The sequence below is a fragment of the Mesorhizobium sp. M0317 genome (assembly GCF_040321555.1).
Taxonomy (GTDB): domain Bacteria; phylum Pseudomonadota; class Alphaproteobacteria; order Rhizobiales; family Rhizobiaceae; genus Mesorhizobium.
Genome location: NZ_JAMYRV010000030.1, coordinates 58,909 through 82,986, shown reverse-complemented (window position 1 = coordinate 82,986; position 24,078 = coordinate 58,909). Strand labels below are relative to the sequence as shown.

21 protein-coding genes and 1 tRNA gene are annotated in these 24,078 nt (G+C 63.2%); 5 read left to right on the top strand and 17 right to left on the bottom strand.

What is annotated here, in order from left to right:
- Positions 1-147: 147 nt before the first annotated feature.
- Positions 148-1,188, bottom strand: coding sequence for a D-xylose ABC transporter substrate-binding protein (xylF, locus tag NKI88_RS20575; protein ID WP_023683968.1), 1,041 nt, complete (start codon positions 1,186-1,188; stop codon positions 148-150).
- Positions 1,189-1,453: 265 nt separating this feature from the next.
- Here xylF and NKI88_RS20570 point away from each other — a divergent pair, with 265 nt between their 5' ends.
- Complete coding sequence (locus NKI88_RS20570) at positions 1,454-2,689, top strand: ROK family transcriptional regulator (protein ID WP_352656904.1); 1,236 nt, start codon at positions 1,454-1,456, stop codon at positions 2,687-2,689.
- A 30-nt stretch (positions 2,690-2,719) separates the two neighbouring features.
- Here NKI88_RS20570 and phoB read toward each other — a convergent pair whose 3' ends face one another.
- The 7 genes from phoB to NKI88_RS20535 form a co-directional block, all read right to left on the bottom strand.
- Positions 2,720-3,409 (bottom strand): phosphate regulon transcriptional regulator PhoB, encoded by a 690-nt coding sequence (gene phoB, locus NKI88_RS20565; RefSeq protein ID WP_023822590.1) that lies wholly within the window; start codon positions 3,407-3,409, stop codon positions 2,720-2,722.
- 16 nt (positions 3,410-3,425) lie between these two features.
- The gene (gene phoU / locus NKI88_RS20560; RefSeq protein WP_023730794.1) at positions 3,426-4,130 is read right to left on the bottom strand and encodes a phosphate signaling complex protein PhoU; all 705 of its coding nucleotides are present in this window, start codon (positions 4,128-4,130) and stop codon (positions 3,426-3,428) included.
- Positions 4,131-4,171: 41 nt separating this feature from the next.
- Positions 4,172-4,996 (bottom strand): phosphate ABC transporter ATP-binding protein PstB, encoded by an 825-nt coding sequence (pstB, locus tag NKI88_RS20555; RefSeq protein ID WP_352656901.1) that lies wholly within the window; start codon positions 4,994-4,996, stop codon positions 4,172-4,174.
- A gap of 17 nt (positions 4,997-5,013) precedes the next feature.
- Positions 5,014-6,330, bottom strand: a complete 1,317-nt coding sequence (gene pstA / locus NKI88_RS20550) for a phosphate ABC transporter permease PstA (protein WP_352656899.1) — start codon at positions 6,328-6,330, stop codon at positions 5,014-5,016.
- Positions 6,327-7,787, bottom strand: a complete 1,461-nt coding sequence (pstC, locus tag NKI88_RS20545; RefSeq protein ID WP_352656897.1) for a phosphate ABC transporter permease subunit PstC — start codon at positions 7,785-7,787, stop codon at positions 6,327-6,329. The genes pstA and pstC overlap by 4 nt, the downstream gene beginning before the upstream one ends.
- A gap of 95 nt (positions 7,788-7,882) precedes the next feature.
- Complete coding sequence (locus NKI88_RS20540) at positions 7,883-8,911, bottom strand: substrate-binding domain-containing protein (protein WP_352656894.1); 1,029 nt, start codon at positions 8,909-8,911, stop codon at positions 7,883-7,885.
- A 496-nt stretch (positions 8,912-9,407) separates the two neighbouring features.
- Positions 9,408-13,970 carry a PAS domain-containing hybrid sensor histidine kinase/response regulator gene (locus NKI88_RS20535; protein ID WP_352656891.1) on the bottom strand — a complete coding sequence of 1,521 codons (4,563 nt, stop codon included), beginning with the start codon at positions 13,968-13,970 and terminating at the stop codon, positions 9,408-9,410.
- 188 nt (positions 13,971-14,158) lie between these two features.
- Between NKI88_RS20535 and NKI88_RS20530 the strand changes: the two genes are divergently transcribed.
- Positions 14,159-14,515 carry a hypothetical protein gene (locus NKI88_RS20530; RefSeq protein ID WP_023693676.1) on the top strand — a complete coding sequence of 119 codons (357 nt, stop codon included), beginning with the start codon at positions 14,159-14,161 and terminating at the stop codon, positions 14,513-14,515.
- A 118-nt stretch (positions 14,516-14,633) separates the two neighbouring features.
- Here the strand turns inward: NKI88_RS20530 and NKI88_RS20525 are convergent, their stop codons facing one another.
- Positions 14,634-15,545, bottom strand: coding sequence for a DUF2865 domain-containing protein (locus NKI88_RS20525; protein WP_352656888.1), 912 nt, complete (start codon positions 15,543-15,545; stop codon positions 14,634-14,636).
- A gap of 290 nt (positions 15,546-15,835) precedes the next feature.
- Here NKI88_RS20525 and NKI88_RS20520 point away from each other — a divergent pair, with 290 nt between their 5' ends.
- Positions 15,836-16,051 carry a hypothetical protein gene (locus NKI88_RS20520; RefSeq protein WP_023670117.1) on the top strand — a complete coding sequence of 72 codons (216 nt, stop codon included), beginning with the start codon at positions 15,836-15,838 and terminating at the stop codon, positions 16,049-16,051.
- Between the two features lie 134 nt (positions 16,052-16,185).
- On the opposite strand, the gene NKI88_RS20515 is transcribed toward NKI88_RS20520, so the two are convergent.
- The 6 genes from NKI88_RS20515 to NKI88_RS20490 all read right to left on the bottom strand — a co-directional run bounded on the left by NKI88_RS20515 (position 16,186) and on the right by NKI88_RS20490 (position 19,822).
- Complete coding sequence (locus tag NKI88_RS20515) at positions 16,186-16,587, bottom strand: UCP034077 family protein (protein ID WP_488505387.1); 402 nt, start codon at positions 16,585-16,587, stop codon at positions 16,186-16,188.
- Positions 16,588-16,774: 187 nt separating this feature from the next.
- The gene (locus NKI88_RS20510; RefSeq protein ID WP_023828378.1) at positions 16,775-17,656 is read right to left on the bottom strand and encodes a glutathione S-transferase family protein; all 882 of its coding nucleotides are present in this window, start codon (positions 17,654-17,656) and stop codon (positions 16,775-16,777) included.
- 25 nt (positions 17,657-17,681) lie between these two features.
- Positions 17,682-18,263, bottom strand: a complete 582-nt coding sequence (locus tag NKI88_RS20505; RefSeq protein ID WP_023711666.1) for a VOC family protein — start codon at positions 18,261-18,263, stop codon at positions 17,682-17,684.
- Between the two features lie 590 nt (positions 18,264-18,853).
- A tRNA-Glu gene (locus tag NKI88_RS20500) sits at positions 18,854-18,928 on the bottom strand.
- A 92-nt stretch (positions 18,929-19,020) separates the two neighbouring features.
- On the bottom strand, positions 19,021-19,428 hold the full coding sequence (locus NKI88_RS20495) for a VOC family protein (protein ID WP_352522072.1): 408 nt from the start codon (positions 19,426-19,428) through the stop codon (positions 19,021-19,023).
- A gap of 13 nt (positions 19,429-19,441) precedes the next feature.
- A complete protein-coding gene (locus NKI88_RS20490; RefSeq protein WP_023690093.1) occupies positions 19,442-19,822 on the bottom strand; it encodes a hypothetical protein in 381 nt (126 codons plus the stop codon).
- 25 nt (positions 19,823-19,847) lie between these two features.
- Between NKI88_RS20490 and NKI88_RS20485 the strand changes: the two genes are divergently transcribed.
- Together NKI88_RS20485 and rpoH are read left to right on the top strand one after the other, a co-directional pair.
- Entirely contained in the window at positions 19,848-20,906 is a 1,059-nt protein-coding gene (locus NKI88_RS20485; protein WP_023752902.1) for an RluA family pseudouridine synthase, read from the top strand.
- A gap of 188 nt (positions 20,907-21,094) precedes the next feature.
- On the top strand, positions 21,095-22,006 hold the full coding sequence (gene rpoH / locus NKI88_RS20480) for an RNA polymerase sigma factor RpoH (RefSeq protein WP_023670124.1): 912 nt from the start codon (positions 21,095-21,097) through the stop codon (positions 22,004-22,006).
- 309 nt (positions 22,007-22,315) lie between these two features.
- On the opposite strand, the gene NKI88_RS20475 is transcribed toward rpoH, so the two are convergent.
- Together NKI88_RS20475 and NKI88_RS20470 are read right to left on the bottom strand one after the other, a co-directional pair.
- The gene (locus NKI88_RS20475) at positions 22,316-23,188 is read right to left on the bottom strand and encodes an MBL fold metallo-hydrolase (protein WP_352656884.1); all 873 of its coding nucleotides are present in this window, start codon (positions 23,186-23,188) and stop codon (positions 22,316-22,318) included.
- Between the two features lie 145 nt (positions 23,189-23,333).
- Positions 23,334-23,993 (bottom strand): peroxiredoxin, encoded by a 660-nt coding sequence (locus NKI88_RS20470; protein WP_023825000.1) that lies wholly within the window; start codon positions 23,991-23,993, stop codon positions 23,334-23,336.
- Positions 23,994-24,078 lie beyond the last annotated feature (85 nt).

Below are 24,078 nucleotides of genomic sequence, written 5' to 3'. Positions count from 1 at the left end.
CGGTCCCCCCCGCGGGGCGGGGGGGGGGGGGGGGCGGCCCCCCCCCCCCCCCCCTGCGCGCCCCGGGCGCCACAAAAAAAAAAGGCCGCTACAAACCCCGCCGCGGGGCCCCCCCCCGCGGCGCCTCATTTCTTCAAGTCGTCGAGATCAGTTGCAAGCCGCGACGCTGCCGGCGGCGACGCCCGTGCAGACTTCGTCCTTCTTGATCCAGCCGGCGTCGATGACGACGTTGAGGTTGTCCTTGGTGATCGCGACGGGGGTCAGGAACAGCGACTTGACGGTGTTGCCGCCAGGCGTGGTGAAGTCCTTGGCGCCGGCAATGTCGCCCGTCTTCTTGCCATCGGCGAGCTGCGAGGCGATCTCGGCGGCGTTCTTGCCGAGTTCGCGCGCGTCCTTCCACACCGACACCGTCTGCGTGCCGAGTGCGATGCGGTTCAGAGCGGCATGGTCGCCGTCCTGGCCCGAGACCGGAACCGTTCCTGCAAGGCCCTGCGCCGTCAGCGCGGCGACAACGCCGCCGGCTGTGCCGTCATTGGCCGCAACCACGGCATCGACCTTGTTGTCATTGGCGGTCAGGAACTGTTCCATGTTCTTTTGCGCGTTGGCCGGCAGCCAGCCATCGGTATAGGCCTCGCCGACATTCTTGATCTTGCCCGAGTCGATGGCTTCCTTGAGCACTTCCATTGAGCCCGAGAACAGGAAATCGGCATTCGGATCCGAGCCAGAGCCCTTGATGAAGACATAGTTGCCTTCGGGCTTCGCCTTGAACACTTCGCGGGCCTGCATGCGGCCGACTTCCTTGTTGTCGAAGGTCAGGTAGAAGACGTCCTTGTTCTCGATCAGGCGGTCATAGCCGACGACCGGAATGCCTTCGTCCAGCGCCTTCTGCACCGCCGGGCCGATGGCCGAGGCGTCCTGCGCCAGGATGATCAGCGAGTTGGCGCCCTGCGAGATCAGGCTTTCGACGTCGGTCAGCTGCTTGCCGGGATTGGACTGCGCGTCGGCGGAAATGTACTTGTCGCCGGCAGCCTCGATCGCCGTTTTCATCGCCGCCTCGTCGGTCTTCCAGCGCTCTTCCTGGAAGTTCGACCACGACACGCCGATGACCTTGTCCTTCGCCTGCGCGACCGACATCAGCGCCAGCGACATGGCGACACCCGCCAGCATGGCGGCTGCAAATCTGTTCATCATAATCCTCCCTGCGCCGCGTGCGGCGCGACAAAACCGGCCCGAAGGCCTGCACACAGAGGCCCTATTTTTTCGAGCCTCGAAAAAATACTGGTTCAATGATAAGGCGCTGTCAACATCGATTCTGATGGATTCTGATGGCCGTGCCGAATTTTTTCGAGGTCCGCAATAAACAATGACAGGGCTGCCGGCGTCTGCCAATATTTGGCTGGTGCCGTCGAACGCCTTCACTATCATGAGGCGCGAGGAGGCCGGGAGGAAACAAATGTCGGTTGGGATCCGCCACGACGATCTGCGCCGTCGCAACCGTGCGATGGTGATTTCGGCCGTGCGCCGGGCCGGCCAGCCGTCGCGGACCGAGATTGCGGCGACCACCGGCCTCAGCCATTCGACGATATCGGCAATCTCGTCTGATCTGATTCAAGAAGGCATCCTGATTGAAGGCAAGCCTGGCGAGACCGGCTCGCTGAAACGCGGCCGGCCGCAGGTCGGCCTTGGCCTCAACCCGGAAGCGGCGGCGGTCATGACCGTGGTGCTGTCGCTGAACTTCCTCTCCGTCACCGTCATCGACTATGCCGGCCAGGTGGTCGCGGAAGAACAGCGCCGGCTCGACACGCTGACCATGCCGCGCGACGAGCTGATCGGCGAATGCGTGGCAATCGTCGGGCGGCGTCTCGCGGACCCGGACCTCGATGTCCAGAGCATCGCCCGCATTGCCATGGGCATCCAGGGCATCACCGATTCGCAGGCGCGGGCCATGCTGTGGTCGCCAATCACGCCACTGACCGACATTGCCTTCGCCGACATGTTGGAAGCGGAATTCGGCATTCCTGCCACCATGGAGAACGACTGCAATATGATGGCGGTGGCCCTGCAATGGCGCCAGCCCGAGCGCTACCGCGACAATTTTATCGCCATCCTCTTATCGCACGGCATCGGCATGGGCCTGGTGCTGAAAGGCGAACTGTTCACCGGCACCCATTCCTCGGGCGGCGAGTTCGGCCACATGATCCACCGTCCGGGCGGCGCGCTCTGCCGCTGCGGGCGGCGCGGCTGCGTGGAAGCCTATGCCGGAAACTACGCCATCTGGCGCAGCGCCAAAATGATGGGCGAGGATGCCGAGCCGGTCGATATCGGCGACGCTGATATGCGCGCACTCGCCGCGCGCGCCCGCGAAACCGACGGCCCGGAGCGCGAAGCCTATTGCAAGGCCGGCGAGGCGCTCGGCTTCGGCCTCGGCAGCCTGTTTGCGCTGATCGATCCGGCACCCGTCGCCATGGTAGGCGTCAGCGCCGCCGCCTTCGACTTGATCGAACCGGCATTGCGCGAAGCGATCGCCCAGACCGCCGGCGGCCAGCACTCGAAATCGATCTCCTTCGACACCGAGCCCAACGAGCTGCCGCTGATCCGCGAAGGCTGTGCCATGCGCGCGCTCGGCTTCGTCGATCAGGAGATTTTCGCGCCGGGCATTCAGGCCAAATCCGGCAAGCATTTCGCCTGAATGGCCGGCAACGGCGCGACGCGCAGCATCCTAGTCTTCCCTGATCGCGTAGCCGGCGCCGCGAATGGTACGGATGACATCCGGCATGCGGCCGTTGTTGACCGCTTTGCGTAAGCGCCCGACATGGACGTCGACGGTTCGCTCGTCGATATAGATCGTCTCGCCCCAGACATTGTCGAGCAGTTGGCTGCGCGAGAACACGCGGCCGGGATGGCGCATCATGAATTCGAGCAGCCGGAACTCGGTCGGTCCGAGCCTGATCTCGCTCTTCTTGCGGTAGACACGGTGCGACTCGCGGTCGAGCACGATGTCGCCGACCTTGAGCACGCTGGACAGCACTTCCGGCTTGGCGCGGCGCAGCAGCGCCTTCACGCGCGCCATGAACTCCGGCGTCGAGAATGGCTTGACCAGATAGTCGTCGGCGCCGGTGGACAGGCCGCGCACGCGATCGCTTTCCTCACCGCGCGCGGTCAGCATGATGATCGGCAGCCGCTCGGTTTCGGGCCGCACTCTAAGCCGCCGGCAGAGCTCGATGCCGGAAACAGCGGGCACCATCCAGTCGAGCACCAGGAGATCGGGCACGTTTTCCTGCAGGCGGATCTCGGCCTCGTCGCCGCGTGTCACCACCTCGACCTGATAGCCTTCGGATTCGAGGTTGTAGCGGAGGAGCACGCCCAGCGGCTCCTCGTCCTCCACGACCATGATGCGTGGCGCGATCATAGGCAGTTCACCCTCATCAGGCCGGCGTGGCCATCGCCGTCTCGTCCTGCTTCGGACGATTGGCGGGCAATTGCTGGCCGGTCAGCACATAATACGCATTTTCGGCGATGTTGGTGACATGATCGCCGATGCGCTCAAGATTCTTGGCGCAGAACAAGAGATGCGTGCAGGCGGTGATGTTGCGAGGGTCTTCCATCATGTAGGTCAAGAGCTCACGAAACACGGACGTGTATTTGACGTCGATGCGCTCGTCGTCATTCCTGAGTTTTGCAAGAGCTGCCGCATCGGTGGCGGCATATTCCTCGACGACGCCTTGCACCTGGATCAGCACCAGTTGCGCCATGGCATCGATGGAGTGCGAGAGGTCGCGCGGCGTGACGCTCAAGCCCACGGTGCCGACGCGTTTGGCGATGTTCTTGGCGAGGTCGCCGATGCGCTCGAGGTCGCCCGCCATGCGGATCGAGCCGACCACGGCGCGCAGATCGTTGGCCATCGGCTGACGCTTGGCGATCAGCGTGATAGCGCGGTCGTCCAGTTCGCGCTGGCGCGCATCCATGATGGCGTCGTCGGACACGACACGCTGTGCCAGCGCATTGTCCGAATTGAGCAGCGCCTTGGTCGAGCCGCTGACCATCGAGCCGGCCAGATCGCCCATGTCGCGGATCAGCTTACTGATCTGCCCGAGCTCTTCATCGAAGGAGGCGACGGTATGTTCACCCATGATCTTGGTCCTCGTGCCTGAAAATTCACCCGCCGGACGGCTCAGCCGAAGCGGCCGGTAATGTAGTCCTGGGTGCGCTTGTCGTCGGGGTTGGTGAACATCTTGTCGGTGGCGCCCTCCTCGACGAGATAGCCGAGATGGAACATCGCCGTGCGCTGCGAGACGCGCGCCGCCTGCTGCATCGAATGGGTGACGATGACGATCGTGTAGTTCTGGCGCAGCTCGTCTATCAGCTCCTCGACACGGGCGGTGGCGATCGGATCGAGCGCCGAGCAGGGCTCGTCCATCAGGATCACCTCCGGCGACACGGCGATGGCGCGCGCGATGCACAGGCGCTGCTGCTGGCCGCCGGACAGGCCGGTGCCGGGCTCCTGCAGGCGGTCCTTGACCTCGTTCCAGATCGCAGCCTTCTTCAGGCTCTGCTCGACGATCTGGTCCATGTCGGACTTGCGCTTGGCCAGCCCATGGATGCGCGGGCCGTAGGCGACGTTCTCGTAGATGGACTTCGGGAACGGGTTGGGTTTCTGGAACACCATGCCGACGCGTGCGCGCAGTTCGACGACATCGATGTTCTTGTCGTAGATGTCGTCTTCATCGAGCGTGATCTTGCCGGTCACCCGCGCCGAATCGATGGTGTCGTTCATGCGGTTGAGGCAGCGCAAGAAGGTCGACTTGCCGCAGCCGGAGGGGCCGATCAGCGCCGTCACCTGGTTCTGGCGGACGTCGAGATTGACGTCGAACAACGCCTGCTTGTCGCCGTAGAAGACGCCGACCTTGTCGCCGCGCATCTTGATGACTTCGTTCGACTTGGCGTTCATTTTGTCGCCCACTGCATTCTCAAGGGACTGTTCGGTCATGATGTTCATACCAAATTGCCTTTTTTCTACCAGCGCCGCTCGAACCGGCGCCGGAGCACGATCGCGGTGATGTTCATGGCCATGAGGAAGACGAGCAGGATGATGATGGCGCCGGACATGCGCTCGACAAAAGCGCGCTCAGCCTCGTTTGCCCACATATAGATCTGAACCGGCAGCGCGGTCGCCGGATCGAAAGGCGTCGTCGGATAATCGGCGACGAAAGCGACCATGCCGATCAAGAGCAGCGGTGCTGTCTCGCCGAGCGCACGCGCCAGGCCGATGATGGTGCCGGTAAGGATGCCTGGGGCGGCAAGCGGCAGGATGTGATGGAACACCATCTGCATCTTGGAGGCGCCGAGACCTAGGGCCGCCGAGCGGATCGACGGCGGCACCGCGGCGAGGGCGGCGCGCGTGGCGATGATTATGGTCGGCAATGTCATCAAGGTCAGCACCAGGCCGCCGACGAAGGAAGCCGAGCGCGGCATGCCGAGGAAGTTGATGAACACGGCAAGGCCAAGCAGACCGAAGACGATCGACGGTACCGCCGCGAGATTGTTGATGTTGACTTCGATCAGGTCCGTAAAGCGGTTCTTCTTGGCGAATTCCTCGAGATAGATCGAGGCGGCGACGCCGATCGGCAGCGCCAGCAACAGCACGATCACCATCATGTAGAACGAGCCGATGATCGCCACGCCCATGCCCGACGTTTCGGGCCGGCTGGAGGCGCCATAGGTGAACAGGCCGGTGTTGAAATGCTCGGCCATCACGCCGTCGGCTTTAAGCTTGTTCATCCAGTCGATCTGCTGGTTGGACACCTTGCGGCGCGCTTCATCGACGCCGAGGTCGATCTGACCCTTGAAGGCCGAGTCGAGATTGGCGGCAGCCAGGATGTCGACATCGCGCGTCGTGCCGATCACCGAGGGATCGGCGGAGACGATGTCGCGCAGCTGGACCCGCGCGCCTTCCGACAGGAAGCCCTTGAGCTTCAGCATCATCGGCCTGTTGGCCGGATCGATGCCGAGCTTGGCCACCAGCGCGTTTTCGGCGAGCTTGGGATAGTTCGCCTTGATCAGCACGGTAGGGTCGGTGGCGCGCTTGCCGGAGGGATCGATCACCTTCTCGTCGAAGGTGACCGGCAGCGTCACCGTCGTCTGCCAGAAGGCGGTGTAGCCTTTCGAGACGATGGTGATCAGCATGATGGCCAGGAACGCCAGGCCCACCGAGATCGCAATCACGCCATAGATGCGGAACCGGCGTTCGGCGGCATAGCGCGCCTTCAGCCCGATGTCGCGGCGCGGACGCGCGACGGCACCCGCCATCGTGTCCAGGGGGATGTCGGTCATTCGTACTGCTCCCGGTACTTGCGCACGATGTAGAGGGCGACGATGTTCATCACCAGCGTCAGCGCGAACAGCGTCAGGCCGAGCGCGAAGGCGACCAGCGTCTGCGGCGAGTTGAACTCGAGATCGCCGGTCAGCTGGTTGACGATCTTGACGGTGATGGTCGTCATCGCCTCGAACGGATTGGCCGTCAGATTGGCGGCGACGCCCGCCGCCAGCACGACGATCATCGTCTCGCCGATGGCGCGCGACGCCGTCAACAGGATGGCGCCGACGATGCCGGGCAGTGCCGCCGGCAGGATCACCCGCTTGATCGTCTCGGAGCGCGTGGCGCCGAGGCCGAGCGAGCCGTCACGCATTGCGCGCGGCACCGCGGTGATGATGTCGTCGGACAAAGAGGACACGACCGGGATCAGCATGACGCCCATCACCAGACCGGCGGTGAAGATGCTCTGGCCCTGGATGAAGGGCGAGCCGCCGGTGAGTGCCGCCGACAGGTCGCGCAGGAACGGTCCGAGCGTGACCACGGCGAAGATACCGTAGACGATGGTCGGGATGCCGGCCAGCAGTTCAAGCGCGGGCTTGACCACCGACCGGACGCTGCGCGAGGCGTATTCGGACATGTAGACCGCCGACATCAGCCCGACCGGCACTGCGACCAGAAGCGCGACGGCGGCGATGTAGAGCGTGCCGGCGAGTAGCGGGATCAGGCCGAACTGACCCTGGCTGCCGCCGGAACCGGCGGCGGCGAAACGCGGATCCCACACCGTGCCGAAGAAGAAGCTCATCGGCGATACGCTTTCGAAGAAGGTGATCGTCTGGAACAGCATCGACAGCACGATGCCGACCGTGGTCAGGATGGCGATGGTCGAGGCCGCAAGCAGCCCCCACAGCATCAGCTTCTCGACATTGTTGCGCGCCCTGGCGCGCGGCGCGATCTGCCTCAGCGCATAGAAGGCGCCGGCGACCGACAGCGCGAAGGTCAGCACGGCGCCGAACAGGCCGAGCCGGTCCTGGACCTTGTTCGCCTCGACCGCGATCGGGATCATATAGTCCTGGGTGTCGCTGGCCAGTGCCACGCCCTTGGCGGCGAGCAGCGGCTGCAATTCGGCGAAAGTAGCGGGAAGTGCGGTATCGCCATCGAGCCGGCGCAGGCCCTTGGCCAGGCTCTTCACCAGGCTGGCGTCGAGCGCTTCGCTGGCGACCTTTGTGTCGGCGGTGCGCTCGGGCAAAGCGGCATGGATGTGCCGGTCGAGATAGAAGGAAGAGCCGATATCCCAGACGGCGAGCAAAAGGACGGCAGGCAGGATCGCGAGCAGAAAGGCCCACCAGCCATGATAATGCGCGCGCGAATGCGGCTTGACCTTGCCGGTATCCTGCGCCGCTGCGCGCTGGCGGCCGATCACAAAAGCGACCACGCCTATGGCAATGACTATGGCGAGTACGAGCAAGGACGACATCACCCACCCCAGGAAAATTCAGATCGCCGCCGCCGTTACGGCAAGCGGCGAAATCAGGGCGCGGATTTGGTCCGCGCCCTGATCCGGTCGGTTGATTACATCGTCTTTCCGGCGGCGAAGGCGTCGCGCTGACCCTGACGTTCGGCGTCGGGAGCGGAAACAAGGCCGTACTGGGCGAGCGGGCTTTCCGGGCCGATCATCTGGTCATCAAGGAAGAACTCGACATATTCCTTTAGGCCGGGAACGACGCCCAGATGCGCCTTCTTGACGTAGAAGAACAACGGCCGCGACACGGGGTACGTGCCATCGGCGATGGTCTGCGTCGAAGGCACGATGCCTTCCACGGTAGCGACCTTCAGCTTGTCGGCATTGTTCTCGTAGAAGGCAAGGCCGAACACGCCAACGCCGGTCTTGTTGGAGTCGATGCGGGCCAGCGTCTCGGTGTAGTCGCCGTCAATGTCGACAGCCTTGCCGTCCTTGCGGATGGCGATGCAGGTCTTGCCGATTTCCTTGTCGTCGGCGATGCCGGCAGCCTTCAAAACGGCCTTGTCGCAGCCGGCGTCGAGCAGCTTGGTCTCGAACACTTCACGGGTGCCGTGCTTCTCACCCGGGATATAGGCGGCGATATCCCAGTCGGGCAGCTTCGGATTGACCTGGTTCCACTTGGTGTTCGGGTTGTCGACCAGCTTGCCGTCGACCACCAGCTTGGCGGCGAGCGCCTTGTAGATGTCGGCGGGAACCAGCGCCCAGTCCGGACCCTTGATGTCGGTGGCAAAGACGATGCCGTCATAGCCGATGCGGACCTCCTGGACGTCCTTGACGCCGGTGTCGGCGCAGGACTTCAGCTCGTCCTTCTTGATCGGGCGCGAGGAGTTGGCGATGTCGATCGTGTCTTCGCCGACGCCCTTGCAGAACTCCTTGATGCCGGCGCCGCTGCCGCCGGACTCGACCACCGGGGTCTTGAAGTTGGTGAAGGTTTCGCCGAACTGCTCGGCGACGATCTTGGCGTAAGGCAGCACGGTCGACGAACCGGCGACCTGGATCTGGTCACGCGCAGCGGCGACACCGGACGATGCGGCGAACGCTACCGCCACGGCCGATGCCGTAACGAGGAATTTCTTCATGTGGCCTGCTCCTGTTCGGAAGATGGTCTCTCGGCGCCCTCTTCAAACCGGCGCCCGCTGAGGCCAATAGCCTTCGACTATTACAGTCGCATGACAGTTTCGTGTCAGCCCGGTAACGTCGCACGACGTCTTGTGGGCCGCACCCTTTAAGCCGGTTTGTGGGAATGGAAGTTGCCGCTGGAATCAGGCGCTTGCGCGATTCGTGCTGGCATCAAGTCCCGGCACACCGCAGGCCGCGATGCCGAGAAAGAAAAACCGGACGGGAGCGCGTTGCCCGTGGCCAGAGCAAATCTTGGCCCAGCCATCGCCAAAAACAGGTCCGTTGGGGTAGATTCGACGCTGTTTCTTGTCGGCGGTCGCTTGCTCCCGCCCGTAACTGAATGAGCGGTTTCGTTGCGACCATTGTCCTGACTAGGCGCCACCTTTGATATGGTGCGATCGCACCATAGCCTTGGCTGTTGCGGCGCGGCCGAATCCCGGCCGGCGCCGCAGGTTGCTATCCAGCGTCTCGTTGGGCTTCGCCTGATATGCCGACCCAGCGCTCGACCTTTTCGAGCAGCGCCCTGGGGCTGATCGGCTTGGGCAGATAGTCGTCCATGCCGGCTTCCAGGCAGCGCTCGCGGTCGCCCTTCAAGGCATGCGCGGTGACGCCGACGATCGGGATATGCATACCCGTATGTTCTTCAAGCCGGCGAATTGCGGCGGTGGCCTCGAGCCCGTTCATCTCCGGCATCGAGACGTCCATCAGGATCATACGCGGATTAAGCCGGCCGAAGGCATCAAGCGCCTTGCGGCCGTTGCCGACGATTTCGAAACTGTAGCCGGTTTCGCCGATTATCTGGGTGAACACCATCTGGTTCACTTCATTGTCCTCCGCAACGAGGATGTCGAGCCGGCGTTCATCCCCGGCGGCCCGGGCGCGGGCACGAACCGGCGGCGGTTGCAGCAGGGCGCGTTCCGAGGCAGCGAGCGGCGGCTTTGCCGGCGACGGTTCGTTCCTGTCGCCGCCGGAACCGCTGCTTGCCGCCGGCAGCACACGGCCGCCCGTGATGTTGTGATGGTGCCGCTGGATGGTGGCGACCAGCGTTTCCAGAAGCACCGAGGAACGCGCCGGCTTGATCAGCTGGGCGTCGATGCCGAGATCGCGATAGCTGGTGTTGGCGAGCGACTGGTCGACCGAAGTCAGCATGATGATCGGCGTGTCGGCCAGCCCTGCGGTGTTGCGCACGACGCGCGCCATTTCGGCGCCGCTCATCCCCGGCATCTGATAATCGAGCACGACGCAATCGACCGGCACGCCGTAGGCAGCCGCGGCGACCAGCACCTTGAGCCCTTCGGGTCCGCTTTCGGCGGCGCAGGAATCGAAGGTCCATGACGCCATCTGCTCGCTCAGGATCGATCGGTTGACGGCATTGTCGTCGACGATCAGCACCCGTGAGCCGGTCACGTCGACCGGCATGATCCGCCGTCCGGTCTGTTCCTCGGCCCTGGGCAATGTCACGGTGAACCAGAAGGTCGAGCCCTTGCCTTCGGCGCTCTCGACACCGATCTCGCCGCCCATCAACTCGACCAGCCGCGAGGTGATGGCGAGCCCGAGCCCTGTGCCTTCGTGGCGTCTGGTCGACGAGGTGTCGGCCTGACTGAATTTTTCGAAGACGAGCTTCAGTTTCTGCTGCGGAATGCCGATGCCGGTGTCGGTGACCGAAACGGTAAGCTTTGTCCCCGTCGGCCCCCTTTGTCCGGTCACGTCGACCAGCACGTGGCCTTCGTCGGTAAACTTCACCGCGTTGCCGACCAGATTGGTGACGATCTGCCTCATGCGACCGACATCGCCGACGAACAGGCTTTCCAGGCCCGGCTCGACGCGCACGATGAGCTCGAGGTCCTTCTCCTTGGCGCGGGTCGATATCAGCGTCGCCACATCCTCGATTGCTTCGGGCAGGTTGAAGGGCGCAGGGTCGAGCACCAGCTGTCCGGCATCGATCTTGGAGAAGTCCAGTATGTCGTTGATGATGGTCAAGAGCGCGTTACCCGACTTGACGATGATATCGGTGAACGTCTTCTGCTTGGGATCGAGGTCGGATTTGGCCAGCAACTCGGCCATGCCGAGTACGCCGTTCATCGGCGTGCGGATCTCGTGGCTCATATTGGCCAGGAATTCCGACTTGGCGCGGTCGGCCAGTACGGCGCGCTGGCGCGCCTCGCGCAGTTCGGCCTCGCGCAGCTTCAGTTCGGTGATGTCGGTGGTCGACCCAATCAGATAGAGCGAACCGTCGGACGCGATCATCGCGCCCTTGCGGGCGAACTGGTGGCGCACGCTGCCGTCGGCAAGCGTCACCGTTTCCTCGATCTCCTGTGTATCGCCTGTGCGCAGCACGGCGAGATCGCTGTTGACGAAGGCTTCGCCGTCCTCGCCGAAAATCTCGATGTCCGTCTTGCCGATCGCGTCTTCCCTGCGGAGGCCGGTGAGGTCGCACCAGCCCTTGTTGACGTAGAACTGCCTGAGGTCGGAACGCTTGGCGTAGATCGACACCGGCACGTTGTCGATGAGATTGCGGAACACCTCGTTCTCGCGCATGCTCTCTTCCAGCGCCTGCTCGCGCGCCTTGACGTCGGTGATGTCGGTGCTGGAGCCGACAAGGTGCACCGACCCATCGAGCGCCACCAGCCGGCTCTTGCGCGTCATCAATTGCCGCACCGTGCCGTCGCGATGGGTAACGGGCTCCTCGATCTCGCGGCCGCGCCCGGTGACGACGACCTCGGTGTCGTCATGGGTGTAGGTTTCGGCGTCGTCGATGCCGAAAAGCTGGAGATCGGTCCGGCCGATGACCTCCTCCTTGGGGATGCCGGTCAGCGCGCACCAGGCTTTGTTGACGAATTCCATGCTCAGATCCTGCGCCTTGATGAAGGCGGCGACCGGCAGTTCGTCCATGACGTGGCGGAACAGGTCGATCTGGCGCATGCTTTCCTGCAGCGCCTTTTCGCGGCTCTTGATCTCCGAGATGTCGACGCGCACGCCGATAAAGGTGCCGTCCTCGGTGCGCATATCGTAGACCTGATACCAGCGGCCGTCCGCATTGAGGCGCTCATAGGACGAGTTGGGCAGGCGATAGCGGGCGAGGATGGCATTGAGCCAGACATCGGGGTCGCCTTCATAGAGCCTGTCGATTTCTGGATCGCCGCTCGATCGGAAATAGCCGACCGAATGTCCAAGTTCCAGGGCCTCGCGGAAGCTGCGGCCAGGCTGCCATGCCGGTTTCAGCGCCGGCAGCGTGTCCTGCAGCTTGCGGTTTGCAAAGACGAACTTGTCGTCACGGTCATAGATGATAACGGCCGCCGGCAGGGACTCCAGCACCGTGGCGAGATTCTTGCGGGCGTCCTCGGCCTCGGTCTCGCGGCGCTTCATGTCGGAAATGTCGAACAGGAAACCGGCGACATAGTTGCGGCCGCTAGGCATGCCGACGCGGTTCTTGCGCACGATGCGCGAGCGCTTGGTGCCCTCGGCGTCGAAAGTCTCCTCGACCTCGTAGGGCGTGCCGGTCGCCAGCACGGCGCGTTCGCTGTCTTCGAATTGCGCGGCGTCCTTTTGCTTGAGGAAGTCGCCGCCGGGCCTGCCCAGCATCGCTTGCGGGCTCTGTCCGAACAGTGCCGAAAACGCCTCATTGACGAAGACGAAACGCAGATTGTCGTCCTTGACGAAGATCGGGTCCTTGACGCCGTTGATCACCGCCTCGGCCAGCCGAGATTTCTCCAGCGCTTGGGCGAGTTCAGCCTCGCGATCCTTCATGTCCGTGACGTCGACATAGGAGATCAGCCTTTTGCCGCCGGCGAGCGGCGCCAGCGATGCAATCAGCGTACGGCCGTCATTGCGTGGCAATTGCCTGGAGCCCACCAGGCCAGCCGAGATTTCTGCTTCGCGCTCGGCGATGTGGCCCTGCCATTCGGCATCGTCAGCACCGTACGGGTCCATATCGCGGCTGGCCTGCATCAGTTCGCGGAAGCCGCAGCCGATGCCGGCGCATCGGGGATCGATTTCCCAGAAATCATAGAAGGCGCGGTTGATCACCTCCGCGCGCATCTCCGCATCGAGGACGAGCACGCCGATCGGCATCTGGTCGACCATCGTGCGAAGATTGGCGAAGGTCTCGGTGATCTTGGCGTTGGCACTCTCGATCTCGGCGTCGCGACGCTTGAGCTCGGAGACGTCGTAGTAGGTCAACAGCCGCTTGCCGCCGGACAATGCCGTCACCGAGAACATCATCGTCCTGCCATTGGCATGGAGAAATTCGCGTGGCGCAACCGAGCCGGCGCTGATCTCCTCGATGCGGGTGGCTAGGTAGTGCTGCCACTGCTGTTCATCGAGATCGCCGTAGATGCCGTTGCGTCGGTTGAGTTCCATCAACAGGCTGAACGGCGCACCGACCGTGACGGCGCCCTCGGGTATCCTGGAGAGCTCGCGATAGGCCTTGTTGACTATGAGCGTGTCGAACTTCGCGTCAAGCACCACGACGCCCATATGCATGGCATCCATCGTCCGCTCGAGATCGGCGAGGTGCTGCGTGGCCTCGCCGGCCGGCGGATCGCTCTCGTCCTGCCGCAGTTCGTCCAGCGCACCGGCCAGTGCCGTGACGTTGCGGCCGATGCCGCGATAGCCGATGAATTCGCCTTCGCCGTCGAACCGCGGGGAACCGGTGATCGAAACCCAGCGGCAGCCGGGACGGCCACCCTTCAACTCATAAACAAAGTCGCGAAACGGCCGATGGGCCTGCAGGTCCTCCAGATGCGCGGCGACGTGCTTATTGCCGTGCACCATCTGCTTGAGGAAATCGAAGCGGAAACGGCCAAGAATGCTGGCCGGATCGATGCCGGTGGCGGCCTGGTAGTTCTCCGAAAGCCAGGAAAAGCGCAGCTCGGCGTCGGTCTCCCAGACCCAGTCGGCACCGGCCTCGACCAGTTCGCGCAGCGCTTCGGGCGCCCCCCCGACGGACGTATCCTCGCCGTTCACAGCCCCTTTTCCGGAACCGCGTCCGCCGCGTGTTCCAACAGTCCCGTCAGCCATCCCGTTCCCACCCCGAAAGCCAAGGCCGAACCCCCTCAGCGGTTCGCCGGCGGAATGTGCCCGAGAAGCATTAATGATCCGCTAACCATAACCAATCCAGACTGCGGCCAGAGCCACATTGCCCTGCGGTATTCCGCCGGTTGTCGGCGGAACCCCGGCCGGGCTATAAGTCGGCGGGGGTGTTGCTGATGACCGGTTGGATCGTGCCTTGTTTCCTGTGCCTGGCGCTGCTTGCGGGCAGCGGCTGCGCACGCAGCTATGACGGCACGGTGGTGATCCCGAAGCCGCTCGATATCAGGCGGGTCTGGGATCGCGATCCGTCGCAGACTGAGGCCAGCCGGATGCAGGCGGCAGCCGGTGTGTTTCCGACGCCGCCGCCGCAGGAGCCCTACCGGCCCGCGGCACGCAGGCACACAACACAAATAGCTGCGCCAAGGCGGCACGTCAGGTCCAGCCCTCCCAGCATGGCTTCCGAACCGGCCAATCCGCTCACCTGCAAGAATGTCAGCGAACCCGGCAAACGCTACAGGATGGTTTGCGAATAGCTGGTACTAGAGCAATTCCAGGAAAAGTGTGAAACGGTTTTCCGTCCGGAATTGCGTAAAACAAAGACATAGAGCGGTTCGCCGTTTCGGTGAAACGGTGAAACGCTCTAGGCGCAGGTTACTCCGCCGGGAAGAAAGCCGGCCCGACCACCCTGACCGGCCGCGAGCCGGCCAATGGCTCGACCGACTGTCGCTGGGCGGCGCCCCTGGCCTCTGCAGCGTCTGCGCCAGGCTGGAGAAGTTGCGCCACGGTGCCAAGATCCGGCTTCGCTGACGGCAAAGGAATGATCGCGTTGGCCATATTGGCTGGCGTCACCGTGCGCGCTCTCAGCTCGGCAACGCGCCGGTGATAGCGCTTGAGGTCGCAGGCCCTGAAGTTCGCATCATTGCGATATTTGAAGGCCGTCGGCAGGTCCTTGTAGGATGTGCGCGTATCGAGCGCGACCATCTCTTCGGTTTCAAGGCTTGGGTCACTGAGCGTGTACAGGTCGACGCCGGCATCGTCGCAGATGTAGCGGCACTGATCGACGATCTCCTTGACATCGCCGCCTTGCACGAACTGCGATTGCGGCGCCGGGAAGAAATAGCCGTCGGAGAGACGAACGCAAAACAGCATCGAATTGCTGCCGATCATGGCGCCAGCCGGACGCTGTCTTTGTTGCCCGGCGGCGAGCGTGCAGCCGAGCGCGACGAGCCTGGCCTGCAGTCCGGACGTATCCCGGCGCGAAATCGCGGCGCCGGCGATCTGGCGTTGCACCTGTGTGCGGCTTTTGGCGAGGTCGGCGCAACCATTGAAGAAGCCCCCCACCGCACTTTGCGCCGTGCACCGGCGTTGCCTCTCCAGCCCCTGGATCGCCGCAAGCTGGCGACGCAGCTGCGCAAGCTCGGGGCTGATCCCGCCGCTGCGGCCGGACGGTGCCAGCTGGCTCCTGAGCGCGGCGCATGGATCGGCAAGGGAAGCCGAAATGCCGAGGCCGCTTGCCGCTACCGACACCAGTGCAAAGGTCACGACAAGCCACAAACGCATCATCGGCGACACCTGGTCCTTGTACCCCTGTGGAGCCGATCGTCGCTCCAGCCGATTGAGCCTCAATGCGTGAGCCAAGTCTAATTCAAGAGAGGCCAGCAACCGCTAGGTATTTTATGCCGAGTGTATTATGCAGTTCCTGTAAATTCGCTATTACACTTTTGTTTCAAGATTGAGACGTAGCCAGGCTCGGGCGAGCCCGGGCCGCCGCAATCATCGATCCCGCGTTGTCGGCCCTTGCGGATGAAACCTTTCTCCGGTGTCTCGCGTTGTGTCGGGCAAAGGAGACGAAGATGTCTATTCACTTCACTGTCTCTGGCCTGACCAGGAACCTGTTCCACTCGCTGGGGCTGGACCATGAGCGGGCGCCGAGAGCGCTCGATCCCGAACAGAGCCTGTTGCTGGAATGCTATCTGGCCGGACAGATTCCGGAATCCGCCTGGGCCGACTACGTCTTCGAGGCGCCGGAACTGCAGCGGCATGTCGATATCAGACGCCCGCACAACTGATCAGAGCAACTTCAGGAAAAGTGTGAGTCGTTTTCCGGGAAAAGCGCGTAGCGCTTTCCCCTGGGAATTGCGTCAAGACAACGAGAGAGGGGGTCGCCGTTTCTGTGAAAACGGTGAAACGCTCGCCCGCTCGCCTACTGCTTGGGCGAAGCGAATTGCACGGTGAAGACATTGCCCGCGACGCCTTGCGCCAGCGTCGGCGAGAAGCTCAACGGGAGGCACTTTTGCAGGGCAGTGGTTGCGGCGTCGACGAACGGCTTCCTGGTATCGGCATCGCCATCGACCTTGATCGCCGTCGGCCGCGGCGGACCGATCAGCGTGCCGTCGCGCTTGAAGCTGAAGCTCAAGGTGACGCTGGCATTTCCAACACCCGCCGGCGGCGTCCAGCACGCCTGGATGGCATCGCCGACCTCCGCCATCGTGTCGAGCGGCGCGGCATTGCACGGGTAGCCTCCGACCAACACAACACCGGCAATCGCAAACACTCTCGCTACGCCCTTCGTCGCAAAGCTCCTCGTGTGTCGTCCGCCGACCATGATGGTAGGGTCGAAGCAGACGATGGCAATATGCCTGATGCCAGACTTTACGGCATGAGACGCGCCTGATGGCGCATCGGCGAAAAGCAAAAGGCCGGCATTGCGCCGACCTTTCCCTTCACCCTTGCGCCAGTACATCCGTGGTCGCGCGGTGCCTTCAATAGACAGCGTTTTGGTTAATGAATCCTTAGCGTTGCGCGTTGGCCTGCGACTTCACATAGGCAATGTAGCCGCGCACGTCGCCGGCCGGCTCGGCATAGGCCTGGCCGAGTTTCTTCTCCATCGCAGCGACATACTCCATGGCCCATTTGGGCAGCGCATAGTCGATGACGGCCAGGAACTCCAGCGTCGATGCCAGGCGTATGTCGGCGATCGACGGGTGCTTGCCGCCGATGAACGGCTTGCCGTCCCTGAAGAAGGAGTGAAACACCTCCAGCGGCTCGGCAATTGCCGCCATGGCGGCCTTCTGCGCCTCGGACTTCTTCTCCGGATGGGCGTCGCTATGGCCGACCTCGCCGGCATAGTGCGGGAAACCCAGCGCCGGATAGGTGGCGCGCGCCACATACGGGTAGAGCGTGCCGATCAGGTAGAACATGGCGCTGTCGACCATCGCCCGCTTGGCCGGCGCCTTGGGATAGAATTTCTCCAGCCCGTGCTTGTTGGCGAGATACTGCATGATGGCGCAGCTCTCCCACAGCACGCCGCGCGGCAGCCCCTTGTCCTCGATCATCGGCGTCAGATGCGCCGGATTGCGCGCCATATATTCCGGCGACCGGGTATGGCCCCAGGCGTCGGTCTCGGCGGCGTCGAACCCGGCCGCACGGGCAAACACCCGAACGGTCATGTTGTTGACGCTTGGCTTCAGCATCGAGAGCTTCAGCGCCGGTTTTTTCGCCGCCTTGGCCTTCGGCGCGGATTTCTTGGCAGCCGGCCTCGTCGCGGTTTTCGCGGCCGGCTTTGCGGCTGCCTTCGGCGCGGCCTTTACCGCCGCTTTTGCCGCCGGCTTCGCAGCCGCTTTTGCCGCAGGCTTGGGCGCTGATTTGCCAGCGCTCTTAACTGTCTTTGCCATTGTGGTCCTCCCCTTTTGCTGGCCGTCAGTATGGATTCTTCGGCGTCCGGTCGTCCGACAAGGTCGCGCGCGACCGTTCGACCAGCGTCTGGATCGCGTCGGCAAGGTGCACTTCGGCGATGTTGTAGTCGCCGCGCGCAACGCGCAGCTTGTGCGCCTGCATCAAGACGTCGGCATGGGTGAAGCCGGCCGGCGGCTCGAAGCGGTAGGACGCCAGCTCGATCAGAAGGCCGAGCGGATCCTCGAAATAGATCGAATCCATGAAGCCGCGATCCTTGACGCCGCTGTGCTTGATGGCGCGCTCGTCGAGCCGGGCGACCGCCTGCAGGAAGGTCACGCGCGACACCGAGAACGCAATATGATGGACGCAGCCCGGTTCGGTGGGCGTGCGCCGCTTGACCGGCGTGCGGCTCTCGTCGGTGAAGACGGTGATCAACCTGCCGTCGCCGGGATCGAAATAGAGATGACTTTCGCTTGGCTTGTCGAGGTTGGGCTGCTCGAAGATGAACGGCATGCCGAGCACGCCCTCCCAGAAATCGATCGAAGTCTGGCGCCCGGCGCCGACGAGGGTGATGTGATGGACGCCCTGCGACTGCAGTTTTTGCATCGGTCTCCTCCTCGCCGACCCTCGCCTATGTTCCCCGGCGTCTTGCGCGCCGCAACGCCCTTTGGCGAGGCTTCGTACATGATGCTAGTGCAATTGGCAGCGCCGCGCCAGAAGCTCGCGGAGACTGCCGGCGCTGGATGGTGAAAGGGGTTTGAGTTGCATGACCTGAGGCTATGCAACGGCTCTGAGATCGGCTTCCGCCAGCGTTCCCAGGCCCGCGCATTCGGCGCATGCCATCGTCTGCCCGGGACAGCCGGCCCGGTGCGTGCCTTGCGGGCAGCAATGCCCTTTCGACTCACGCCATTTCAAGCAATCGAAAACCTGCCCGCTGCCGTGACAGCACGGGCATATCATTTTTGCCGAATTCATGCCTGCTATGCCAAACCAAATCCGCGTTGCCGCAGATGCTATCCCCGCACCGCAAGTAACAGAGATCGCTACGCTTTCAAGCGTCGCGGCCTGACTTAAATTGGGTGTATTCGGGTGCGCGGACTTGCCGAATTTCGCTGATGCGCCGACCCTCGCGGTCACACGCGATCCGCGCGGCTGCTGCCCGAAATTTTCGATGATGCGGAAGGAAAGTCGTTGCTTGGTACGCCCAAGGGGAATCGAACCCCTGTTCCCGCCGTGAGAGGGCGGTGTCCTGACCGCTAGACGATGGGCGCGTTCAAGAACCGGCGATATAGGCTGACGGTTTGGAAAAAGCAACTGGGCTTGGAACGGCCGGACCGCTTCTGTGTAATGTCGCTTCGCGAACCTAGCGTTTCGGCTCGATCAGGTCCCACAGATTGCCGTAGAGATCGGCGAAAACCGCCACTGTACCGTAAGGCTCATGGCGTGGCGTTTCGTGGAAGTCGACGCCGTTTTCCAGCATGGTCGCATGGTCACTGTCAAAATCATCGGTTTCGAGAAACAAAACCACGCGGCCTCCGGTCTGGTCGCCGACGCGGCTCTTCTGCACATCGTCCAATGCTTCCGCCAGAAGCAGCCGGGGCCCTTGCCCGACCGCCGGCGTTACCGTCACCCAGCGCTTGCCGTCGCCGAGCTCGATGTCGTCGCAGAGGACAAAGCCAAGCTTGCCGACATACCAGGCGATCGCCTCGTCATAGTCGGCGACGACGAGCGTGATGGTTGCGATGCGGCGATGTTCGGCAAACCCGGTCATAGTTTCGGCCCGGCTATTTGTTGCGGATGGCGAAGCGGCCGATGATACGGCGCTCGGCGATGTCGTAGACGAAGATGGTGCGGCTGCCGTCGCTGAGCTCGGCGTCGATCGAAATGCGATTGCCCGACAGAGCCTGGCTGATCACCTTGGCTCCGACCGGGAGCACTATGTCGGCCGCGAGCGGCTCGCCGGGCGGAACTGGAATGTCGTTGGCGAGCGGCGGGTTCGCGGGCGGCGCCTTGCGCGATTTGTAGACAATGGCCGCGATCACCACCATAAGGGCCAGCAAAAGCAGGCCGAGATTGATGGCCATGAAGCGGATGAGCCTGCCGCGCACCTTTTCGATCTCGGGATCGAGCGGCTTTTCTTCTTCATCGGCAACGGGCCGGGCCATGGCAGAACTTTCCGGAACTTTTTCGATGAGCGCTCATAACGAAGAGACCCCTGAATTGATAGAGGCTGGACAATTCATAGAGGCGGCGCCGACCGTGCTCGAAGCCGGCGCGGAAGCGGCCGGCCAGCGCCTCGACCAGTGGCTGGCGAGCGCCCTCGGGCCTGACATGTCGCGCAGCCGGGTGCAGATGCTGATCCGGCAAGGTGCCGTTTCGATCGACGGCAAGCCGGTCGACGAGACCAAGCGCAAGATGAGTGCCGGCGAGCGCGTATCGGTCGTCATGCCCGAGCCGGAACCGGCCGAACCGCAAGGCGAGGCCATCGCGCTCGACGTGCTTTATGAGGACGACGAGCTGATCGTCATCAACAAGCCGGCCGGCCTCGTCGTCCATCCCGGCGCCGGCAACTGGACCGGCACGCTGGTCAATGCCCTGATCCACCACTGCGGCGACAGTCTTTCAGGCATTGGCGGCGTCAGGCGGCCGGGCATCGTCCATCGGCTGGACAAGGAAACCAGCGGCGTCATGGTGGTGGCTAAGACCGACCGCGCCCACAAGGCGCTGTCGGAGGCCTTTGCCGACCACGGCCGCACCGGCGACCTCGAACGTGCTTATTTGGCGCTGGTTTGGGGCATCCCTCCACGGCCGACCGGAACGGTCGACGCGCCGCTTGGCCGTGCCGCCGACCGCGTGCGCCGCGCCGTCGTGCCGGAAGGCCGTGACGATGCCCGCCGCGCCGTGACCCATTTCACCGTCAAGGAGCGTTTCGGCGAGGGCCAGCAGTCGTTCGCCACCGCCAGCCTGGTCGAATGCCGGCTGGAAACCGGCCGCACCCACCAGATCCGCGTTCACATGGCCCATATCGGCCATCCCGTCATCGGTGACCCCGATTACGGCCAGGCCTTCCGCACCAAGGCCAACCGGCTGCCCGAACTGCTGAAGGGTCAGGTCAAGGCATTTTCCAGGCAAGCTTTGCATGCCTGGCTTCTTGCATTTCGGCACCCGGCTACCCATTTATCGATGAGGTTCGAGGCGCCGATACCGGGGGACATGGAGGAACTCGTCGGCGGCTTCCGCAAGCTCTGAACCAGCCAGCTAAAACCTGAGCGGCATTGTTCACTTCAGCGTGACACACTGTTTCGTGTTGAACAAATGCCTGTCTTTTCTGGTTTTGTTCCTATATAAATCAGTTGCCGCGGGCGAGCCTTTTGGTGCTCGCGTCACATGCCCGCCGCGTTTCGGGGGCATAACTCCAATAGAGAGGGGGCGCAATCATGGCCCAGTCACTACCCAGTATTGTTTCCGGCGAAGGCGGCCTCAGCCGCTACCTGGAAGAAATCCGCCGCTTTCCCATGCTTCAGCCGCAGGAAGAGTACATGCTCGCCAAGCGCTACGCCGAGCATGAAGACACCAGCGCTGCGCACAAGCTCGTCACCAGCCACCTTCGGCTCGTTGCCAAGATCGCCATGGGCTATCGCGGCTACGGCCTGCCGATCGGCGAAGTGATCTCGGAAGGCAATGTCGGCCTGATGCAGGCCGTCAAGAAATTCGAACCCGAGCGTGGCTTCCGCCTCGCGACCTACGCCATGTGGTGGATCAAGGCCTCGATCCAGGAGTACATCCTGCGCTCGTGGAGCCTGGTCAAGATGGGCACGACCGCCAATCAGAAGCGCCTGTTCTTCAACCTGCGCAAGGTGAAGGGCAAGATCCAGGCGCTGGACGATGGCGACCTCAAGCCCGACCAGATCACCGAGATCGCCACCAGGCTGAACGTGTCGGAAGCCGAAGTCGTGTCGATGAACCGCCGCCTGTCGGGCGACGCGTCGCTGAACGCGCCGATCCGCGCCAGCGAAGGTGAATCCGGCGAATGGCAGGACTGGCTGGTCGATGACCACGAAAGCCAGGAAGACATGCTGATCGAGCAGGACGAGCTGGAAAACCGCCGCGGCATGCTGTCGGGCGCTCTGGCCGTGCTCAACGATCGTGAGCGGCGCATCTTCGAGGCCCGCCGCCTCGCCGAGGAGCCGCTGACGCTGGAAGAGCTGTCGTCCGAGTTCGACATCAGCCGCGAGCGCGTGCGCCAGATCGAGGTGCGCGCCTTCGAGAAGGTGCAGGACGCGGTCAAGGCCGCCGCCAAGCGCCAGATGCAGGCGCTGCGCACGATCGAGGCGCAGCCGGCGGCCTAAGGCTGGGTTCGGTTAAGGAACAGAAGGCGGCGTCGGGAAACCGGCGCCGCCTTTTTTGTTTTGTCGTCCGTCGGCGGTTAGCGAAAGTCGGGCAACAGCTGATCTCCCCCCTTGAGGGGGAGATGTCCGGCAGGACAGAGGGGGGCGTGACGGATCGCAGCTTGCGATTTTAACTATCCCCAACCTGGAATTGTTCGAGCACACAGCAAAGGTCGGCGGGACAGCACCCCCCCTCTGCCCTGCCGGGCATCTCCCCCTCAAGTGGGGAGATTGGCAGCTTCGGCGACGGCGCCAACAGCATGAACCGATCTACAGCCCATCCAGCGGAAACTTGAGATACCTTCGGCCGTTGGCCTCCGGTTCCGGCAGCCGTCCACCATTCATGTTGACCTGCAGCGCATGCAGGATCAGCCGCGGCATCGGCAGTGTCTTGTCGCGCGCCTCGCGCAAGGCGACGAACTCGGCTTCGCTGCGCGCCGCAACGAGGTGGATATTCTTTGCCCTCTGCTCGGCGACCGTGCTCTCCCAGCACGGCTCGCGGCCGCCGGCCTGATAGTCGTGTCCGACAAACACCCGCGTTTCGTCCGGCAGCGCCAGAACGCCCTGGATCGAATGCCACAGCCGCGCGGCACTGCCGCCGGGAAAGTCCGTCCTTGCCGAGCCGCTGTCGGGCATGAACAGCGTGTCGTGGACGAAGGCTGCGTCGCCAATGACATAGGTGATCGAGGCGAGCGTGTGGCCGGGCGAGAACAGCACCTTGACCGGCAGGTTGCCGATCATGAACGTTTCGCCTTCCCCAAAAAGCCGGTCCCACTGCGAGCCGTCTGCGGGGAAATCCGGCCAGTTGTAGATCGCCTTCCACAGCGCCTGGACTTCGATGATCCTGTCGCCGATCGCCGTCGGCGCGCCGGTCTTTTCCCGGAGATAGTGCGCCGCCGAGAAATGATCGGCATGCGGATGGGTGTCCAGGATCCACTCGAGCTCCAGCCCGTTTTCGCGGATAAAATCCAGCAAGGCGTCGGCATTCTTCGTCGCCGTCGCGCCGGATTTTTCGTCGAAATCGAGGATCGGGTCGATGACGGCGCAGCGTCTCGTCACCGGGTCGGTGACGACATACTGGATGGCGCCGGTCGGCTTGTCGTAGAAGCCGGCGACCTCAGGTTTGGCCGAAGCGATGTCCAATGTCCGGCCCCCCTGCCCCTTGCCCGACAGGAACCGTTTTCTCCGTCGGGTTGAACAAGAGCATGGTCATCTGGCAAAGCGCGCCGGTCAAGCACGCCTTGCCACAAATAGGACTGAAGCCCCAAATAGCTCCGACGGAGAAAACCTAGGCTGACGGCTGCTTGGTCTTCCTGAGATAGGGCAGGATCGTCTCGAAAGCGCCAAAACGCTTGACCGCATCTTCGTTCGAAACCGCGGCGGTGATGATCACATCCTCGCCCTGCTTCCAGTTGGCCGGCGTCGCCACCTGGTGCTTGGCCGTCAGCTGCATGGAATCGACCGCGCGCAGGATCTCGTCGAAGTTGCGGCCCGTCGTCATTGGGTAAGTCAGCACCAGCTTGATCTTCTTGTCCGGCCCGATGACATAGACCGAGCGCACCGTGGCGTTGTCGGCCGGCGTACGGCCTTCCGACGTCTCGCCGGCGCCCGCCGGCAGCATGTCATAAAGCTTGGCCACCCTGAGGTCCTTGTCGCCGATCAGCGGGTAGTTCACCGTCTGGCCGGTCGCCGTCTTGATGTCGGCCTGCCACTTGTCGTGGCTAGCAACGGGATCGACGGAAATGCCGATGACCTTGACGTTGCGCTTCTTGAACTCGCCTTCGAGCCCCGCCATCGTGCCCAGCTCGGTGGTGCAGACCGGGGTGAAATTCTTCGGATGGCTGAACAGGATCGCCCAGCCGTCGCCGATCCAGTCATGAAACTTGATCGGCCCTTGCGTGGTCTCGGCGGTGAAGTCAGGCGCGATGTCGTTGATACGAAGGCTCATGGCATTATTTCCCCAGCAACAGATTTCGTCAGGAGCGGCCGTGGACGGCGTCAACGCTCCGGCATTGCCGCATCTTAGCGCAAAA

Excerpts from the sequence above, each read along its gene's own strand:
- NKI88_RS20520 (WP_023670117.1), top strand. The coding sequence starts at position 15,836 with ATGTCTATTCACTTCACTGTCTCTGGCCTGACCAGGAACCTGTTCCAC.
- phoB (WP_023822590.1), bottom strand. The coding sequence starts at position 3,409 with ATGATCGCGCCACGCATCATGGTCGTGGAGGACGAGGAGCCGCTGGGC.
- NKI88_RS20515 (WP_488505387.1), bottom strand. The coding sequence starts at position 16,587 with ATGGTCGGCGGACGACACACGAGGAGCTTTGCGACGAAGGGCGTAGCG.
- NKI88_RS20470 (WP_023825000.1), bottom strand. The coding sequence starts at position 23,993 with ATGAGCCTTCGTATCAACGACATCGCGCCTGACTTCACCGCCGAGACC.
- NKI88_RS20490 (WP_023690093.1), bottom strand. The coding sequence starts at position 19,822 with ATGGCCCGGCCCGTTGCCGATGAAGAAGAAAAGCCGCTCGATCCCGAG.
- NKI88_RS20535 (WP_352656891.1), bottom strand. The coding sequence starts at position 13,970 with ATGGCTGACGGGACTGTTGGAACACGCGGCGGACGCGGTTCCGGAAAA.
- pstB (WP_352656901.1), bottom strand. The coding sequence starts at position 4,996 with ATGAACATCATGACCGAACAGTCCCTTGAGAATGCAGTGGGCGACAAA.
- NKI88_RS20485 (WP_023752902.1), top strand. The coding sequence starts at position 19,848 with ATGAGCGCTCATAACGAAGAGACCCCTGAATTGATAGAGGCTGGACAA.
- NKI88_RS20495 (WP_352522072.1), bottom strand. The coding sequence starts at position 19,428 with ATGACCGGGTTTGCCGAACATCGCCGCATCGCAACCATCACGCTCGTC.
- NKI88_RS20505 (WP_023711666.1), bottom strand. The coding sequence starts at position 18,263 with ATGCAAAAACTGCAGTCGCAGGGCGTCCATCACATCACCCTCGTCGGC.
- pstA (WP_352656899.1), bottom strand. The coding sequence starts at position 6,330 with ATGACCGACATCCCCCTGGACACGATGGCGGGTGCCGTCGCGCGTCCG.
- rpoH (WP_023670124.1), top strand. The coding sequence starts at position 21,095 with ATGGCCCAGTCACTACCCAGTATTGTTTCCGGCGAAGGCGGCCTCAGC.
- NKI88_RS20525 (WP_352656888.1), bottom strand. The coding sequence starts at position 15,545 with ATGATGCGTTTGTGGCTTGTCGTGACCTTTGCACTGGTGTCGGTAGCG.
- phoU (WP_023730794.1), bottom strand. The coding sequence starts at position 4,130 with ATGGGTGAACATACCGTCGCCTCCTTCGATGAAGAGCTCGGGCAGATC.
- NKI88_RS20570 (WP_352656904.1), top strand. The coding sequence starts at position 1,454 with ATGTCGGTTGGGATCCGCCACGACGATCTGCGCCGTCGCAACCGTGCG.
- NKI88_RS20530 (WP_023693676.1), top strand. The coding sequence starts at position 14,159 with ATGACCGGTTGGATCGTGCCTTGTTTCCTGTGCCTGGCGCTGCTTGCG.
- NKI88_RS20510 (WP_023828378.1), bottom strand. The coding sequence starts at position 17,656 with ATGGCAAAGACAGTTAAGAGCGCTGGCAAATCAGCGCCCAAGCCTGCG.
- pstC (WP_352656897.1), bottom strand. The coding sequence starts at position 7,787 with ATGTCGTCCTTGCTCGTACTCGCCATAGTCATTGCCATAGGCGTGGTC.
- xylF (WP_023683968.1), bottom strand. The coding sequence starts at position 1,188 with ATGAACAGATTTGCAGCCGCCATGCTGGCGGGTGTCGCCATGTCGCTG.
- NKI88_RS20540 (WP_352656894.1), bottom strand. The coding sequence starts at position 8,911 with ATGAAGAAATTCCTCGTTACGGCATCGGCCGTGGCGGTAGCGTTCGCC.